General features: G+C 67.9%; 16 protein-coding genes and 1 pseudogene. 11 read left to right on the top strand and 6 right to left on the bottom strand.

Translation table 11 applies throughout. The features are described from left to right. Positions 1 to 53 precede the first annotated feature (53 nt). The 4 genes from LU699_RS10430 to LU699_RS10415 are packed head-to-tail and all read left to right on the top strand — an operon-like array spanning position 54 to position 4,329. Complete coding sequence (locus LU699_RS10430; RefSeq protein ID WP_232580155.1) at positions 54 to 872, top strand: cytochrome c oxidase subunit II; 819 nt, start codon at positions 54 to 56, stop codon at positions 870 to 872. Further along, a complete protein-coding gene (ctaD, locus tag LU699_RS10425) occupies positions 869 to 3,409 on the top strand; it encodes a cytochrome c oxidase subunit I (protein WP_232137605.1) in 2,541 nt (846 codons plus the stop codon). Before LU699_RS10430 ends, ctaD begins: the two co-directional genes overlap by 4 nt. After that, complete coding sequence (locus tag LU699_RS10420) at positions 3,406 to 3,777, top strand: hypothetical protein (protein WP_232137607.1); 372 nt, start codon at positions 3,406 to 3,408, stop codon at positions 3,775 to 3,777. The genes ctaD and LU699_RS10420 overlap by 4 nt, the downstream gene beginning before the upstream one ends. A 12-nt stretch (positions 3,778 to 3,789) precedes the next feature. Continuing rightward, entirely contained in the window at positions 3,790 to 4,329 is a 540-nt protein-coding gene (locus tag LU699_RS10415) for a DUF2231 domain-containing protein (RefSeq protein ID WP_232137608.1), read from the top strand. Between the two features lie 575 nt (positions 4,330 to 4,904). On the opposite strand, the gene LU699_RS10410 is transcribed toward LU699_RS10415, so the two are convergent. Next, the gene (locus LU699_RS10410; protein ID WP_232137609.1) at positions 4,905 to 5,405 is read right to left on the bottom strand and encodes a CopD family protein; all 501 of its coding nucleotides are present in this window, start codon (positions 5,403 to 5,405) and stop codon (positions 4,905 to 4,907) included. A gap of 113 nt (positions 5,406 to 5,518) precedes the next feature. On the opposite strand from LU699_RS10410, the gene LU699_RS10405 reads away from it, so the two are divergent. The 4 genes from LU699_RS10405 to LU699_RS10390 all read left to right on the top strand — a co-directional run bounded on the left by LU699_RS10405 (position 5,519) and on the right by LU699_RS10390 (position 10,201). After that, positions 5,519 to 6,436, top strand: a complete 918-nt coding sequence (locus tag LU699_RS10405; protein ID WP_232137610.1) for a cytochrome c oxidase assembly protein — start codon at positions 5,519 to 5,521, stop codon at positions 6,434 to 6,436. Further along, entirely contained in the window at positions 6,433 to 7,752 is a 1,320-nt protein-coding gene (locus LU699_RS10400) for a ferredoxin reductase family protein (protein ID WP_232137611.1), read from the top strand. Before LU699_RS10405 ends, LU699_RS10400 begins: the two co-directional genes overlap by 4 nt. A 246-nt stretch (positions 7,753 to 7,998) precedes the next feature. Next, a complete protein-coding gene (locus LU699_RS10395; RefSeq protein WP_232137612.1) occupies positions 7,999 to 9,177 on the top strand; it encodes a mechanosensitive ion channel family protein in 1,179 nt (392 codons plus the stop codon). Between the two features lie 28 nt (positions 9,178 to 9,205). Next, positions 9,206 to 10,201 (top strand): aldo/keto reductase, encoded by a 996-nt coding sequence (locus LU699_RS10390; RefSeq protein ID WP_232137613.1) that lies wholly within the window; start codon positions 9,206 to 9,208, stop codon positions 10,199 to 10,201. A gap of 58 nt (positions 10,202 to 10,259) precedes the next feature. On the opposite strand, the gene LU699_RS10385 is transcribed toward LU699_RS10390, so the two are convergent. After that, positions 10,260 to 11,240 carry a bile acid:sodium symporter family protein gene (locus tag LU699_RS10385; RefSeq protein WP_232137614.1) on the bottom strand — a complete coding sequence of 327 codons (981 nt, stop codon included), beginning with the start codon at positions 11,238 to 11,240 and terminating at the stop codon, positions 10,260 to 10,262. Positions 11,241 to 11,408: 168 nt separating this feature from the next. Between LU699_RS10385 and LU699_RS10380 the strand changes: the two genes are divergently transcribed. Further along, positions 11,409 to 12,488: an endonuclease/exonuclease/phosphatase family protein gene (locus tag LU699_RS10380; RefSeq protein ID WP_232137615.1), complete on the top strand. Its 1,080-nt coding sequence runs from the start codon at positions 11,409 to 11,411 to the stop codon at positions 12,486 to 12,488. Between the two features lie 46 nt (positions 12,489 to 12,534). Here LU699_RS10380 and LU699_RS10375 read toward each other — a convergent pair whose 3' ends face one another. The 4 genes and pseudogenes from LU699_RS10375 to LU699_RS10360 form a co-directional block, all read right to left on the bottom strand. Further along, complete coding sequence (locus LU699_RS10375; protein WP_232137616.1) at positions 12,535 to 12,903, bottom strand: hypothetical protein; 369 nt, start codon at positions 12,901 to 12,903, stop codon at positions 12,535 to 12,537. Positions 12,904 to 12,989: 86 nt separating this feature from the next. Then, on the bottom strand, positions 12,990 to 13,550 hold the full coding sequence (locus LU699_RS10370; protein WP_232137617.1) for a DUF6630 family protein: 561 nt from the start codon (positions 13,548 to 13,550) through the stop codon (positions 12,990 to 12,992). Positions 13,551 to 13,849: 299 nt separating this feature from the next. Then, positions 13,850 to 14,356: pseudogene (locus LU699_RS10365) on the bottom strand (pyridoxamine 5'-phosphate oxidase family protein); the annotation flags it as partial. Between the two features lie 78 nt (positions 14,357 to 14,434). Beyond that, complete coding sequence (locus LU699_RS10360; protein ID WP_232580154.1) at positions 14,435 to 15,637, bottom strand: MFS transporter; 1,203 nt, start codon at positions 15,635 to 15,637, stop codon at positions 14,435 to 14,437. A 186-nt stretch (positions 15,638 to 15,823) separates the two neighbouring features. Here LU699_RS10360 and LU699_RS10355 point away from each other — a divergent pair, with 186 nt between their 5' ends. Both LU699_RS10355 and LU699_RS10350 read left to right on the top strand, forming a co-directional pair. Further along, positions 15,824 to 16,444 (top strand): flavodoxin family protein, encoded by a 621-nt coding sequence (locus tag LU699_RS10355; protein ID WP_232137621.1) that lies wholly within the window; start codon positions 15,824 to 15,826, stop codon positions 16,442 to 16,444. Continuing rightward, the gene (locus tag LU699_RS10350; protein WP_232137647.1) at positions 16,444 to 17,151 is read left to right on the top strand and encodes a DUF72 domain-containing protein; all 708 of its coding nucleotides are present in this window, start codon (positions 16,444 to 16,446) and stop codon (positions 17,149 to 17,151) included. The genes LU699_RS10355 and LU699_RS10350 overlap by 1 nt, the downstream gene beginning before the upstream one ends. The last annotated feature ends 97 nt before the right edge of the window (positions 17,152 to 17,248 follow it).

Here is a 17,248-nt window from a genome sequence, read left to right as displayed (position 1 = left end):
AGCGTGGCCGCGCGGATCGGTAGCGTGACCACGGGCCTGTCGACCGGCAGGCCGTGTACGTGGACGACGGGGCTGCAGCAATCGACATCACGAACCGGCTCCGCCGCACTGCCGGCGTTCTGCTCGGCGCCGCGCTCGCGGCGCTCGTCACCGCCTGTGCGGGTCCGCAATCCGCGCTGGATCCCGCCGGCCCGGCCGCTGCCGAGATCGCACGCGGTTGGTGGCTGATGGTGGGCACGTTCACCGGCGTCTGGGCGCTGGTCCTGGTCCTGCTGTGGCTTGCCGTTCGACGTCGCGACACCGACAGCGCACTGCGCCGACCCGAGCGTCTGGTGGTCTGGGGCGGGCTCGCCTTTCCCACCGTCGTGCTCGCCGCGCTGCTGGTGTACGGCAGCCTGACCAGCGCACGCGTGACCGGCGTCGGCGTCGAACCCGATGCGGTCGTCGAAGTCACCGCGAGGCAGTGGCAGTGGCATTTCCGCTATCGCGACGCCGATGGCCAAGTGATCGGCGAAAGCGTCGACGAACTGGCCGTGCCGCTGGGCGCGATGGTCGAGTACCGCATCACCAGCGACGACGTGATCCACAGCTTCTGGATCCCGCGCCTCGGCGGCAAGATGGATGCGGTCCCCGGCCGTGTGAACACCTTGCGCCTGCGCGCCGACCAGGCCACGCCCATGCGCGGCCAGTGCGCGGAGTTCTGCGGGCTCGAACATGCGCGCATGGTCTTTCCAGTGCGCGTGATGGACGCCGCCGCGATCGAAGACTGGCTGGCCGCACGCGAGCCCGCCCCCGCCATCGAAGCCCCCGCGCCCGGCCATCCCGCCGGCCGCGCGCCCCCGCGTCACGGCGCATCCGAGGACGTGCTGTGAGCACCCTGACTCCCGACCACACGATTCCCACGCCCGGCGATCACCTGCGTCACGCCGAGCGCATCGCCCTGCTCGAACGCGTCTGGGCCAATGGCCGCGGCCTCGTCGGTCAGCTGACCGCCGTCAACCACACGACGATCGCACTGCGCTTCATCGTCACCGGCCTGGTCTTCCTGCTGATCGGCGGCATGCTGTCGATGTTCATCCGCCTGCAGCTGTCGTGGCCGGGTTTGAACGTGCTCGACCCCGAACGCTACGCGCAGTTCGTGACCATGCACGGCACGACGATGATGTTCCTGTTCGCGGTGCCGATCATGGAAGGCTTCGCGATGTATCTCATCCCGAAGATGCTCGGCACGCGCGACCTTCCGTTCCCACGGCTGTCGGCGTTCGGCTGGTGGTGCTACCTGTTCGGCGGCATCTTCCTGTATTCGAGCTTCATCTTCGGCAGCGTGCCCGACGGCGGCTGGTTCATGTACACGCCGCTGACCGACTCGACCTATTCGCCCGGAAAGGGCGCGGATTTCTGGTTGATCGGCGTGACCTTCGCCGAGATCGCGGCGGTGACCGCAGCGGTCGAACTGATCGTCGCGATCCTGGTCACCCGCGCGCCGGGCATGGACCTCACCCGCATGCCGCTGTTCGCGTGGGCCGTGCTGGTCACCGCCTTCATGATCGCGTTCGGTTTTCCGCCGCTGATCCTCGCCAGCCTGTTGCTGGAGATCCAGCGCGCGTTCGACTTCGCGTTCTTCGAGGTTGCGCGCGGCGGCGATCCCCTGCTCTGGCAGCACCTGTTCTGGCTGTTCGGCCATCCCGAGGTCTACATCATCTTCCTGCCGGCGGCGGGTGTGGTGTCGACGATCGTGCCGACCTTCGCGCGTCGTCCCATCGTGGGTTACACCTGGGTCGTGCTGGCGCTGGTCGCGACGGGGTTCCTGAGTTTCGGCCTGTGGGTGCACCACATGTTCGCGGTCGGCATTCCACTGCTGGCGCTGGCGTTCTTCAGCGCGGCGAGCATGGCAGTGGCGATTCCGACCGGCATCCAGATCTTCGCGTGGATCGCCACGCTATGGGCCGGCAAACCCTGGTTGCGCGTGCCGATGCTCTACATCATCGGCTTCTTCATCACCTTCGTCTGTGGTGGCCTGACCGGGGTCATGCTCGCGTTCGTGCCGTTCGACTGGCAGGCGCACGACACGCACTTCGTCGTCGCGCATCTGCATTACGTGCTGATCGGCGGGATGATGTTCCCGATGTTCGCCGGGCTGTACTACTGGCTGCCGCTGGCGAGCGGGCGCATGCCGTCCGAATCGCTGAGCCGCAGCGGTTTCTGGCTGGTGTTCATCGGCTTCCATCTGGCGTTCCTGCCGATGCACATCACCGGTCTGGTCGGCATGCCGCGGCGTGTCGACAGCTACGCGATGGAGCTCGGCGTGCAGTGGCTCAACCTGCTGTCAACGGCGGCGGGCTTCGTGCTCGCGGTCGGCATCGTCGCGATCCTGATCGACGTGGCGCTGTGCTTCCGCCTCGGACGCCGCGGCACCGAGAATCCCTGGCAGGCCGGCACGCTGGAATGGGCGCTGCCGCACCCGGCGCCGAAGTACAACTTCGCCTCGATCCCGGTCGTCGACGACCGCAATCCGCTGTGGCACGACCCGGGTGTGGTCGAGGCGACGCGGCGTACCGATGGTCTGCTCGGCGAGGCCGTCGACGGCCGTCGCTGGATCATCGGCACCGGCATCCAGTCCGCTCAGCCGGAACAGGCAATCCGTCTGTCGAACTCGACCTGGTTGCCGCTGTTCGCGGCGTTGACGATCGCGGTGCTGTTGGGCGGTTTCATCACTTCGCAGTACTGGTTGTCGATCCTGATGCTGCTGCCGCTGATCGGCCTGTTCCTGCGCTGGCTGTGGACGGTCAACGGCCGCGAAACCCCGCTGGAGATCGAAGTCGCGCCGGGCCTGCGTCTGCCCACGCAGGCGCTGGCACGCAACGCGCCGGGCTGGTGGGCACTGGTCGGCACGCTGATGATCGTCGGCTCGCTGTTCGCGTCGCTGGTGTTCGCCTATTTCTATCTGTGGCTCAACGCACCGGCCTGGCCCGGCGGTGGCGCCACGCTGACGGCATCGACGCCGATGCTCGCCGCACTCGGCGCATTGCTGGCGGCCGGCGTCGGCGCGTGGCGCATGCCGATCGCCCTGCGTGCCGGGCATACACGCGCAGCGGTGATCTGGAGCGCGTTCGCGATCCTGTCCGCCATCGCCTGCCTCGCCCTGCAACTGCCGGCGATCGCCGACGCCGTCGGTGCACCTCAGCGCCATGCCTATGGTTCGGTCGTGTGGACGCTGGCCGGGTTCCAGGCGCTGCACATCGCAGTCGCGGTGCTGATCGCCGGGTTCGTCGCGCTGCGCATCCACCATGGCCATGTCGATGCGGTGCGCAGTCTCGAAGCGCGCATCGCGACCGGCTTCTGGCGCTACGTTGTGGCGCAGGGCCTGATCGTCTGGGCGCTGTTGCACCTGTTCCCGAGGTTCGCATGAGTGCGATGCTGCCCATCGGCCTGACCCGCATGTCCATGCCGCTGGTGGTGTGGGCGCTGCACTTCGTCGTGGTCTACAGCCTGCAGGGGCTCGCCTGTGCACGCGCGTTGTGGCGCGCGCCGGTGGCCGGGCTGGAAACGATGACCTGGGTGCTGTGGGCACTGACCTTGCTCGCGCTGGGTGTCATTGCCTTGTTCGGCGCGAGCGCACTGCGCGCCTGGCGCATCGCACGCGCGCAGACCGATGGCCGCACCGAAACCTCGCGCCTGCGCTTCCTCACCGCACTGTCGGCGCTCGTCGCCCTGATCGCCGCCATCGGCGTCGCCTTCACCGCCCTGCCGGTCGCGCTGCTGCCGACCTGCGCCTGACCCGGATTTTCGATGCGCAAGGATCTACGCCAACCCGTTCCCGATACGCAGAGCCACACCGTGGAGAGCGTGCTGGCAATCGCCAAGCACCCCATCCACCCGATGCTGGTGACGTTCCCGATCGCGTTTCTGTCGATGGTCGTGGTCACCGACATCCTCTATCTCTGGCTCGGCGCGCCGTTCTGGGCCGAACTCTCGTTCTGGTTCAACGTCGGCGGCCTCGGCTTCGGCGTGCTGGCCGGCATCGTCGGCACGATCGACATGATGTCGATCCGTGTCGTTCGCCGGCACGTCTCGGCGTGGAACCACTTCATCGTCGCGGTAATGGTGCTGGCAATGGCCGCGCTCGGCGTGTGGCTGCGACTGCCCGGTCACACGGAGGCGGTGTGGCCGTGGGGCCTGCTGTCGTCGGCGACGATGGCGGTGCTGGTGGGCGTCGCCGGTTGGCTCGGCGGTACGTTGAGCTTCCGGCATGGTGTGGGTGTGTATGGGGATGAGGAGACGGAGGCGGACAGTGGGCGGGATGCGGTGGAGAAGCCGCCGGCGGAATAGGGTTGAGGTTTCGCGTTCGCTTCTGCTGTTTGCTTCGCCCTTGATGTTCGCCCCTGCTTTTGACGTCCGTAACGCTCTGGCCGCATGTGCGCAGACCCATCGGGCGCCGCACATGGATGTGCGGCGTTTTTCGACCGAGCCAGGATGGCGAGTCGAAAAATCCCGGAACGAATGACTGGCCGGATTTGCTCCCTCGGGGCTGGCCCTTTTCTTTGGTTCCGTTTCTTTTGGGCCAGCAAAAGAAATGAACCCGCTCGCCGCAAGGCGAGTGGAAGCGTTTGATCTTGCTCGCCGCCGCACGCGGAGAAGCGAACAACAACGTCAACCGCTTTCGTCCGCTGCCGCGGCCGAGTTCATTTCTTTTGGTTGACGCCAAAAGAAACGGAACCAAAGAAAAACGTCTCCCCGACACGTCCGAAGCCCGCGGCTTTTAGCGCACCGGGATTTTCCGACTCGGCATCCTGCCTCGGTCGGAAAACGCCGCCCTTCCATGGGCGGCGCCCTCTGGGTAAGCAGCTATTCGACGCGTCACGTTTCAGGGAAGTGCCAGAGCGAATCAAGAGCAGAGCAAAGCGCTACGGCCTCGCGGCCTCATCCTCGAGCCCGGGCACCACATCCTCCACATCGACAGATCGTGACGGCGGCGCCGGCAGATCGCCAAGCGTCTGCGGCTTCGCGCCCGTCAATCCGGCGATCAGCAGCAGCAACACCAACGGAATCCATCCGATCACGCGGAAGAACGTCGGCCCATGCCGGCACCGATCGTGGCCCAGCTCGTAGAGCAGCAGGCCCATGTACAGATGCAACAGCACCGCCGCCGCGACGACGACGAGCTTGAGCACCAGCCACGCGCCGCTGGGATTCCAGGCGATCAGGATGCCGCCGAACGTGATCGTCAGCAGCGCGGCCGGCGTCATGATCCGGAAGAACAGCGTGTTGGTGACCGGATTCCAGTACGCGGGATCGGAATCGATCTCGCGGCGGTGCCGGGCGACGAACAGGCGTGGCAGGAAGAACAGGCCGGTGAACCAGACCGTCATCGCCAGGATGTGCAGGACCTTGAGCCAGAAGTACACCGGCGCTCCACGAATCGTCGAATCGCGCAGCCTACGCGCAGGCGCATCAAGTCCGTGTGGCGTCGCGTGCACCTCGACGCAGTGTCCAGCTGTCGGCTGCTAGGGTCGGTCGCATGTCGCGTGTCACCTCCCTAGTCCCGGCCGCCGCCGGTCTGGCGCTCCTGCTGGTCGCATCGACGGCCGACGCGGCGATGCCGGAAGGTCCACCGCCGCCGCTGGGCTATGCGTGGACGCTGTCACTGTGGACGCTGCTGCCGCTGGCGGCGGCTGCAATCGTGTACACCGCAGGCGTGGTGCGCATGCGCCGCGCACCTGCGGGCACGGGCATTTCAGGTGGATGGCACGGCCCGCTCGCCTTCGCGGCCGGCCTGCTGGCGCTGGGTTTCGCACTGGTGTGGCCTCTGGACACGTTCGCGGCCTACGCACTGTCGGCCCATGTCGCGCAGCACATGACGCTGCTCGCATGGGCGCCGCCGCTGCTGTTGATCGCACGGCCCGGTGCGGTCGCGGCCCATGCGTTGCCGAGGGCGGTTGCGTCACGCCTTGCACGCGTGCTTGGCCCGGTCGGCAGATTGGCGCATGCACAGCTCGGCGCCGCGACGCTCGTGCATGTCGGCACGATGTGGCTGTGGCATCTGCCCGCGGCGACCTCGGCCACGCTGGCCAGCGAACCGTTGCATCGCACGATGCTCGCCAGCGTGCTGCTCGCCGGCCTGTGGTTCTGGAGCGCGGTGCTGTATCGGCTACGCACCCGCGACGGCGGCGCGACCGGCGCACTCGTCTCGCTGGTCACCGCGATGATGCTGATGGGGTTCCTGGGCGCGCTGCTGACGTTCTCGCCGCGTCTGCTGTATCCGGCCTACACCGATCGCGCCCTGCTCGCCGGTCTCGATGCGCTGGGCGACCAGCAGCTCGCCGGCCTGCTGATGTGGGTGCCGAGCGGACTGCCCTATCTGGTCGTCGGCATGTGCCTGGTCGTCGCCCTCCTGCGCAGCGTGCAACGCAGTGCCGCCGATGGGCCGTCGGCATGAACACCCGATGGCGCCGCCTGCTGCTGTGGCTGCTCGCGTGGATGGCGCTTGCATTGCTGCCAATGACGATCGCATTGAGCGGCAATCCGCCCGCGGCGCGCGACCGCATCGTCGAGACCGGCGCGATGCTCGGGCTACTCGGGCTTGGGGTGCTGTCGGCGCAGGCGCTGACCTCGGGCCGCCAGCGCTGGTTCGCAAAAGGACTCGGCCAGGACGATGTGCTGCAGTTCCACCGCCAGACCGGACTACTCGGCTGGGGACTGGTACTGGCGCATCCGCTGACGATGTTTCTGGGTGATGGGCGGTTTCTCGAATATCTGGATCCACGCGAAGACTGGCTGCGCGCGACGTCGTTGTGGAGCGCGCTGCTCGCGGTGACGTGGCTGGCGATGACATCCCTGTGGCGACTGTCATTCGGCCTGCAGTACGAGCACTGGCGCGCATTGCATGGCGTGCTCGCGCTGGCGGTCGTCGCGATCGGCCTCGGCCATGCGCTGATGGTCGGTCACTACACCGCGCCGCTGTGGAAGAAGGCCGCGCTGGTGCTGGCCGTCGGTGCGTCGATCTATGCGGTACTCGAGAACCGCGTACTGCGACCGCGCCGTCTCTCACGACGGCCGTGGACCGTGCAGTCGGTCGACACCGCGCGCGATGGCAGCCACATGCTGCGTCTGTTGCCGGCCGGTCACGCCGGGCTCGATTTCCGCCCCGGCCAGTACGCATGGATCACGATTGGCGACACGCCGTGGCGGCTGCAGCAGCATCCGTTCTCGATCAGCTCCAGCGCTGATGACGCGTCGCTGGAATTCACGATCAAACCGCTGGGCGACTTCACGGAACGCGTGGGCACGTTGTCGCCGGGTATGCGCGCCTTCGTCGAAGGCCCGTACGGCGAATTCGTCTACCTGCCGGCGCAGTGTCCGGACGGTGCGGTGTTCATTGCCGGCGGCGTTGGCATCACCCCGATCCTCAGCATGCTGCGCACTGCGCGCGATCGCGGCGCGACCGCGCCGCTGTGGCTCGTCTATGGCAACCTGGACTGGGACGACGTGCTGTATCGCGACGAACTTGCCGCGCTCGCGGAAGACTTGCCACTGACCGTGATCCACGTCCTCGAACACGCGCCCGACGACTGGGACGGCGAGACCGGACATGTCGACGGTGATCTCATCGATCGTCGGCTGCCGGCGCATCTGGCCGCGTTGCCGGTCTATGTCTGCGGCCCGGATGCGCTGGCGAATGCGGTCGAACCCGAGCTCGTCGCGCGTGGTGTGCCGTCGGACCGGCTGTATTCGGAACGCTTCAACCTCGTATGAGCGCACACGGAGACGCCACCCGATGATGCATCGACATCTGCGCCGGGCCGGCGCGATCGCCGCCGCCGTGCTGGTGCTCATCGCACTCGCCGCTGCGTGGCTGCGCTGATCCAGCCGCTGCCGTAGCCCGCGCCTTCGCGACCTTGCGATGCAAACCGTCGGCCGTACACGCCTGTGGTTCCGCGGTGGATTAACGGTGTGTGGACCCGCGTCGCCGCACACTGGCCCGCCGTCGACGAGACCGCCATGTCCTCCGAATGGACCCATCTCGCCGCCATCGCGTGGCCCCTTCTGGTTGCGTTGATCCTCGGCGTCGTCGTGCACTGGAGTCTGCGTGCACTCGCCCGCGCCGCCGGTCGCCGCGCACAGGAACGCATGCGTGCGCGTATCGCTTATGTCGTTGCGGTGCCTGCTGCGGTCGGCCTGCCGCTGCTGTTCCTGTCACTGGCACTCAATGCCACACCGATCGATCCGGACCTGCTCGGCCAGCTGCGGCACTGGATCGCGATCGGCGGCATGTTGTGCCTGACCTGGCTGGTCGCGCGCACGGTCGGCGCGGTCGAGGAACGCATCCTGCTCGAGCATCCGGTCGACGTGGAAGACAACCTCGCCGCGCGTCGCGTGCAGACCCAGGCACGGGTGATCAGTCGCGTGATCCAGGCCGGCGTGGTGCTGGTCGGCGTGGCGCTGGCGCTGATGACCTTCCCGCAGGTGCGACAGGTCGGCGCGGGCCTGCTGGCGTCGGCCGGCATCATCGGCCTGATCGCCGGCGTCGCCGCGCAGCCGGTGTTCGGCAATCTGATCGCCGGTCTACAGATCGCGCTGGCGCAGCCGATCCGGCTCGACGACGTGGTGATCGTCGAGGGCGAATGGGGTCGCATCGAGGAGATCACGTCGACCTATGTCGTCGTGCGCATCTGGGACGAACGTCGCCTCGTCGTGCCGTTGCAGTGGTTCATTTCCAATCCGTTCCAGAACTGGACGCGCACCAGCGCTCAGCTGCTGGGCACGGTGTTCCTGTGGCTCGACCACCGCGCGCCGATTCCCCAGATTCGCGACGAACTGCAACGGATCTGCGAGGCCGATCCGCGTTGGGACCGCCGTGTCTGCGTGACCCAGATCACCGAGACCGACAAACACACCATCGAGGTGCGGCTGCTGGTCAGTGCGCGCAATTCCGGCGAGCTGTTCGACCTGCGCTGCGCCGTGCGCGAAGGCATGCTGGCCTTCCTCGACGCCCATCACCCGCAGGCGCTGCCGCGCGTGCGCAACGAGGTCACCGACGGCGATGCACGCCGCGCCGCCACGCATGCGGTCGCGCCCGTGGCCCATGCCAGCACGCAGTCGCCGGGCGCCGAAACCGCCATGGGGACACGGGCCGAACCGGACCTCGACACCGGCTTGCCATCCCGACCGGCACAGTGAGCCTTCGCATTCACGACGGAGTACCGCGATGAAGACCCGCACCCTCGGCCTCGGCGGCCCCACCGTCTCCGCAATCGGACTCGGCTGCATGGGCATGAGCGCGTTCTACGGCGGCCGGGGCAGCGATGCCGACGCGATCGCCGTCATCAAGCACGCGCTGGACCAGGGCATCACCCTGCTCGACACCGCCGACATGTACGGCCCGCACACCAATGAAACGCTGGTCGGCCGCGCCATCGACGGCCGCCGCGATGACGTGTTCATCGCGACCAAGTTCGGTATCCAGCTCGATCCGTCCGATCCGCATTCGCGCGGCATCAACGGCCGCCCCGAGTACGTGCAGCAGGCCTGCGAGGCCAGCCTGAAGCGGCTCAACATCGAGACGATCGATCTGTACTACCAGCACCGCGTGGATCCCGAAGTGCCGATCGAGGACACCGTCGGCGCGATGGCGCGGCTGGTCGAACAGGGCAAGGTGCGGCATCTGGGTCTGTCTGAAGCCTCGGCCGACACATTGCGGCGCGCGGCCAAAGTGCACACGATCGCAGCGCTGCAGAGCGAGTACTCGCTGTGGTCGCGCGATCCCGAGACCAACGGCACGCTGACCGCGTGTCGCGAACTCGGTGTCGGCTTCGTGCCGTATTCGCCGCTGGGCCGCGGGTTCCTGACCGGCACGATCCGCAACATCGAGGATTTCGACGAGGACGATTACCGCCGCCATTCGCCCCGCTTCCAGGGCGAGAACTTCGACCGCAATCTCGCGCTGGTCGAATCGGTGCAGGCGATCGCGCAGGACTACGGCGTCACCCCGGGCCAGCTCGCACTCGCGTGGGTGCTGTCGCAGGGCGACGATCTGGTGCCGATTCCGGGCACCAAGCGCATCGGCTTCCTCGACGAGAACATCGCCGCGCTCGACGTCCATCTGACCGAGGACGATCTGGCGCGCATCGATGCGATCTTCCCGCCGGATGCAGCGTCCGGTACGCGCTATCCCGCAGCGGGCATGGGCGCGTTGAACCGCTGAGTGCGGTGTTCGAGCCGGGCGCGCCACTTGGGGCGCGTCCGGTTTCACCCACGGCAACTCAGCGCGCGGCAGCCTTCGCTGTACCTTCGGCGTAGCGCCGTGCGACGACCGCACAGACGATCAGCTGGATCTGGTGATAGAGGATCACCGGCAACACGATTGCCCCGAGTCCGCCGCTGGCGAACATGACCTTGGCCATCGGCAGGCCGGTGGCAAGGCTCTTCTTCGAGCCGCAGAACACGATCGCGATCTCGTCGGCGCGGTTGAAGCCCAGGCGCCTCGCGATCCACACGATCAGCGGCATCGCGATCCCCAGCAGCAGCGCGCACACCACGGCCACCGCGACCAGCGTCCACACCGGCGTCTCGCGCCACAGGCCTTCGATCACCGACGCGCTGAAGGCGGTATAGACCACCAGCAGGATCGTGCCCTGGTCGGTCCAGCGCAGCACCGCGCGACGGCGTTCGACCCAGCCGCCGACGACGGGCCGCAGCAGATGACCGGCGACGAAGGGCAGCAGCAGGAGCAGCATGATCTTGCCCACCGCTGTGAGCGGATGCGCCATCGCGCCTTCCGCGCTGCCGACCAGCAGCGCCATCAGCAGCGGCGTCAGCGCCACACCGAGCAGGCTCGACAGCGATGCGCTGCAGACCGCGGCCGGCACATTGCCGCCGGCCATCGAAGTGAATGCGATCGACGACTGCACCGTCGACGGCAACGCGCACAGGAACAGCACGCCGATGTAGAGCTCTGGCGTCAGCAGCCAGCCCGACAGCGGCTTGCCCAGCAGGCCGATCAGCGGAAACAGCGCGAACGTGCACGCAAGGATCGTCAGATGCAGCCGCCAGTGCAGCGCGCCGGCGACGATCGCCGCGCGCGACAGGCGCGCCCCATGCAGGAAGAACAACGCGGCAATCGCGACGTTCGTCACCACGTCCATCACCGCTGCGGCGCGGCCTTGCACCGGAAGCAGCGACGCCAACGCGACGGTGGCGAGCAGCAACAGGGTGAAAGGATCGATGCGCGAGCGCAGGGACATGCGAAAACTCCGACAGCGGATACCACCGGCTGTGGCGCGGCGGGCGCGCTATGGTCGCAGCCGCCGTCGTGCACGGCCAGCCACCGCGCCGCAACGCCGCGTCCCGGGTTCACACGATGGCAGCGCGCGCGTGTTCATAGTGCGGCTCCCGCCGCCGCCCCACGCCTGATGCTGACCCTCACGTTCGCCGCAGTCACCGCACTGCTGGCCATTGCGACTCTGATGCCGACCATCCGCAGCGGCGCGTGGTGGATCCGCGGCTTCGATTTCCCGCGTCTGCCGCTGTTGCTGCTGTCGGCGCTGATCCTGGTGCTGCAGCTCGTGTTCCATCCGATCGACGATCCCTGGACGATCGCGGTCGTCATCGTCAATGCGGCCTGCATGCTGTGGCAGGCCTGGTGGATCATTCCGTACACGCGCATGGCGCGCGTCGAGGTCGAAGACGCGCCGGCCGATGCGCCCGTGCGCATCCGGCTGATGGCCAGCAACGTGCTGACCACCAACCGCAATGCCGATCCGCTGATCGCGGTGGTGCGCGCGCAGACGCCCGACGTACTGATCGCGGTCGAGACCGATGCCTGGTGGGAAGAACGGCTCGATGTACTGACCGACGCGCTGCCGCACGTGCTGCGCTGCCCACTCGACAATCTCTACGGCATGCACGTCTATTCGCGCCTGCCGCTGCACGATGCGGAAGTCCGCTATCTCGTCGAAGACGACATCCCGTCGATCCACGCGACGCTGGAACTCGACGGCGGCCGTCGCGTCGCCCTGCACGCATTGCATCCACGCCCGCCGAGCCCGACCGAAGCCGACAGCTCGGTCGATCGCGATGCGGAACTGGTCATCGTCGGCCGCGCCGCGCACGACGCCACGCTGCCGGTGATCGTCGCCGGTGATCTGAACGACGTGGCGTGGTCACGCACCACGCGCCTGTTCCGCAAGCTCAGCGGCCTGCTCGATCCGCGCATCGGCCGCGGCATGTACAACACTTTCCACGCGAAACTGCCGGGCCTGCGCTGGCCGCTGGACCATCTGTTCCACAGCAAGCACTTCACGTTGGTCGGCATGCAGCGGTTGCCGGATATCGGCTCGGACCATTTCCCAATCCTGGTCGAACTCGCGCTGTCGCCGGGCGAGAACGATGACGACGCCGGTCTCGAACCCGATGCCGAAGATCTCGAGGATGCGAACGAAGCGGTCGCGCAATCGGGTGCCACAGACGCGACACCGGATATCCAGCGCTGACGGTGCAGATTTTCAAATGTCGCCCGGACCGGGCGACCGCAGCGGGTCAGCGCTCCAGACGCGCACGCAGATCGCGCAGGTCGCGCCGGGCGATGTTCTTCAGCGTCTCTTCGCGCCAGGCCTCGGCCGCCTCTTCGCCGGACATCGCCAGACGCCGTTCGTACTCGGGCTGCATCTGTTCGCGACGCAGCTCGCGGATGCGGCGGTATTCGGTCTTCAGCGCCGACATGCGGCCGATCGGGCGGTCGGCGCTGATCGGCTGCAGCCACGCGGCCCGCTGATCCGCGTCGAGCACCGCGCTCGGCGGCTCGGCACTCGCGCTCGCATCCGGCCCCGTCGCGCAGGCCGGCGCAATGCACACGGCGGCCAGCGTCAAGGCGCAGCCCCAAGTGGTGTAGACGGTTCGGCTGTCCATCGCACCCTCCCATGCGGTGACGGACGACGGCACCGTAACAGGGATTCCGCGAACGGCGTGTTCAAGCCGCGCGTTCAGCCAGAAGTTCAGCCCGCGCCGGGGCGCACGTCCAGTCCGAGTGCATTGCCGATGACGCGCATGCCCTCGTCGTCGTCGCGCGGCGCCATGACGCCGGCGACGCTGTCGTCGCCCGTGTCCCAGGTCCATAGCGTGTAGCCGGCCACGCGCAGCTGGTCGTAGGCGGTGTCGATCAGGGCGTGGGTCGAAGCGCTGCCCAGTGCGACGTCGTCGGTCGGATCTTCGACGCCCCAGTCGAGTTCGACGCGGAAGCGTTCGGCCAGCGTATCGATGACGTCGATCAGGGTCGCGCGCTCGTCTTCGGGTACGCGGAAGCTCGCGCGCCAGTCGGTCGCCGACTCGAGCGCGGCCTGCACGGCATCCTGCACGTCATCGTCGCCCAGTGCTTCGCGGAAGGCCTGGAACTGCTGGGTAGCTGCGTCCTCGTCGCCGGGATTGATGCGCAGCAGCCACTGCCACGCGATCGCTTCAAGATCGCCGTCATGGGCTTCGTCTTCGCCGTCGTCGCGCTCGGGCGCACCGAAGGAGAAGTTGTCGTCTGGATCGAACTCGTGTTCGTGCGCGGCCATGACAGGACTCGGAAGATCGGGCGGCGTAGTGTGCCGCGGCAACAGGGCCGCGGCACACCGGATCGCGATCGGCGCGGGCCTGCGACTCAGCTTCGCGCGGCGGTCTTCTTCACCGCGCGCTTGCCAGTCTTGGCGGTGCGCTGGGTCGCGGCCTTCTTCGCCGCCGTCGCCTGCTTCGCAGCCGGCTTCGGCGTGGCGGTCTTGCTGGCCACCTTCTTCGTGGTCTTCTTCGCGGCCTTCCTGGCACCGCCACGGGCATCGGCGTGCGACGGCGGCAGCTTCGAGGTCTTGTTCGGGCCGCGCAGATTGACGATGCGGTTCTCGCCCATCACTTCCTCGCGCTTGGTCACGCGCGCGACGGCGAATGCGATGGCCTTGCCGATCAGCGAACCCGGGCCGTCCCAGTACTCGGCGGTATGCGCCTGCACTTCGATCAGGGTCAGCTTCGGGTCGTTGACGCCGCGCGGGAAGTAGGCCTTGAGCGCATCGTTCCAGAACGCTTCGATCTTCGCCGGATCCTCGTTGACGTAGGCATCGCCGGTGATCGACACGTAGGTGTTGCGACCCTTGGACGCGTACGCCAGGTTGACCTTCGAATTGCGCGCGATCTCGGCGACTTTCGGGCTGTCGGAGGCGACGAAGAACCACACGCGCTCACCGTCGAACTGCGCCTTCTGCGTCGACAGCGGCCGGCTGACCAGATAGCCGCCCGGACCCACGGTGGTGAACATCGTGATGTCGATGTCCTCGATCAGTTTCGCGATCGTCTGCGCGTCTTTCGCGCCCTTGCTGCTTCGCGTTGCCATGTCGCACTCCCGTCAGGAATCAGCGCGCAGTGTCGGCAGCGCGGCGGGCGACGGACGTGAAGGCGACGCGCCGCTGCGTCAGCAGGTCGAGGGCGCGTCGGGCTGGCGACGACGTTCGGCGCGCCGTGCCCAGGCGTAGATCAGCAGACCCGCGGCCGCGGTGGCGGCGCCGACGTAACCGGTCGAGGTCCAGCCCAGTCCGGCGCTGATCGCGATGCCGCCGAGCCATGGCCCGAGCGCGTTCGCGGTATTGAACGCCGCGTGGTTGGACGCAGCGGCGAGTGTCTGCGCTTCGCCGGCGACATCCATGAGCCGCGTCTGCAACACCGGCGCGAGCGCGCCCATCGTGCCGACTGCGACGATCGCTGGCAGGATCGACCAGGGCGCGGCGGTCGCGAGCGGGAACAGCAGCAGCACCAGCAGCGACCAGCCGAGGATCACCGGCACCGCACGGAACTGCAGGCGATCCACCAGCCAGCCACCGGCGATGTTGCCGAGGATCGCGCCGACACCGAAGGCCGCCAATGCCACCGGAATCCACGACTCGGCCACACGCGTTACGTTGATCAGCGTCGGCGCGAGGTAACTGAAGACGCAGAACATGCCGGCGAAGCCGACCGCGCCGATCAGCAGCGCGTACCAGACCTGCGAGGTGTTGAACGCGCGCAGTTCGCGCATCGGCGTCTGCGCCGGCTCGGCGGGATCGGGCGCGAGGAAGCGCGCGACCAGCACCACGGTCAGCACCGACAGCACCGACACCAGCGCGAACGTCCAGCGCCAGCTCAACTGCTGGCCGAGCCAGGTCGCCAGCGGATTGCCGACGAGGATCGCGATCGACAGGCCCAGCAGCACGCGACTGACCGCGGCGCCGCGTTGCGCAGGCGGACTGATCGACGCGGCCACGAGCATCGCCACGCCGAAGTACGCGCCATGCGGCAGGCCGGCGACGAAGCGCGCGACCAGCATCGTCGCGTAGTTCGGCGCCAGCGCGCTGGCCAGATTGCCGAGCGCATAGAACCCCATCAGCGCCAGCAGCAGGCGACGGCGCGGCAGACGCGCACCGAGGATCGCGAGCAGCGGTGCGCCGACGACGACGCCGATCGCGTAGCTGCTGATCAGATGGCCGACCGCGGGCTCGTCGACACCGAAGCCGCGCGTCAGGTTCGGCATCAGCCCCATCATCGCGAATTCGCTGGTGCCGATCGCGAAACCGCCCATCGCCAGCGCGAACAGGATCAAAGTGCGGGTGCGGCGATCGGGAAGCGCCGGTGCGGTGGCCATGGCCGGTCTCCGGAACAGGACAGTCAATTATTGTGCATCGCAGCATCGCCGTCACCGGCACGCGTCGACCACAGCGTTGCAATGGCACCGACGGTTCAGCGACGCAGGCCTGAACGCGACGCGATGACAGCGGCTGGACGCCGCGCCTTGGACAGTCCACGTCCCCTGTCCGTTGCGAGTCCGCGCATGTCCATCACCGCGTTCGGCCTGAATTGCACCCTCAAATCCGGCGACGCGCCGTCGTCCACACAGAAGCTTCTCGACGAGTTGCTCGAGGCGATCGCCGGCCATGGCGCCAAGACCGGCAGCGCGCGCGTCGCCGACTACGACGTCAAGCCGGGCGTGAGCGCCGACGAAGGCGATGGCGACCAGTGGCCCGAGCTGCGCAAGCGGATCATGGACGCGGAGATCCTGGTCGTGGCGACCCCGATCTGGATGGGCCACCCCTCGAGCATCGCCCAGCGCGTGCTGGAACGGCTCGACGCGGTGCTCGGCGAGATCGACGACGACGGCGTGTATCCGACCTTCGGCAAGGTCGCGGTCGCCACGGTGGTCGGCAACGAGGACGGTGCCCACCACGTCTGCGCGCAGCTCTACCAGGGCCTCACCGATGTCGGCTTCACGATCCCCGGTGGCAGCCCGCCGTACTGGGTCGGCGAGGCGATGGGTTCGGTCGACTACAAGGATCTGAAGCAGACGCCTGACAAGGTCGCCGAGACCATCGCCACGATCGCCTCGAACGCGGTGCATCTCGCCCGAGTGCTGCAGGCCCAGCCGTATCCGAAGCCGAAGCGCGGCGACGGGTGATCCGCATCGGCTGCGCAGGCTGGTCGATCGCGTCGCGCGACGCGGCGCTGTTCGGCGCCGGCGGCAGCATGCTGGCCCGCTATGCCACGCGTTTCGACGCGGTGGAGATCAACTCGTCCTTCTACAAGCCGCATCGCGCCACGACCTACGCCCGCTGGGCCGAGAGCGTGCCCGCCGGCTTCCGCTTCTCGATCAAGCTGCCGAAAACGATCACCCACGACGCGCGGCTGGCCGGTTGCGGCGCCGCGCTCGATGCGTTCCTCGAAGCGGCAAGCGGCCTCGGCGACAAACTGGACTGCGTGCTGGTGCAGCTGCCGCCGAGTCTGGCCTTCGATGCCCGCACCGCGGCCACGTTCTTCGCGATGCTGGCGCGGCGCTGGCCTGGTCGCGTGGCCTGCGAGGCGCGACACGCCAGCTGGCTCATGCCGCAGCCCGATGCCCTGCTCGCGCGCCATCACGTCGCCCGCGTGGCGGCCGATCCCGCCCGCCACGGTGGCGACGCACAGCCGGGCGGCAGCGCGCGATTCGGCTATTGGCGTTGGCACGGCCGGCCGAAGATCTACTACAGCGACTACGACGCCGACGCGCTCGACGCGATCGCAACCGCAGTACGGGCCGGCCCGGCCGATGCCTGGGTGGTGTTCGACAACACCGCCGTCGGACACGCGATTCCGAACGCCGCCGCACTGCAGGCGCGTCTGGGTTGATGTCCTCATCACGTCACCACGACACCCTGTGGCAGGATGCGCCGTCCTCAAACTGTCCGCGCCCTTCGTGACGTCCCTCGCGCGCCCCGACCAGCTC

It is taken from the genome of Luteimonas fraxinea (assembly GCF_021233355.1).
Taxonomy (GTDB): domain Bacteria; phylum Pseudomonadota; class Gammaproteobacteria; order Xanthomonadales; family Xanthomonadaceae; genus Luteimonas; species Luteimonas fraxinea.
This window is presented reverse-complemented; position numbering and strand designations above follow the sequence as displayed.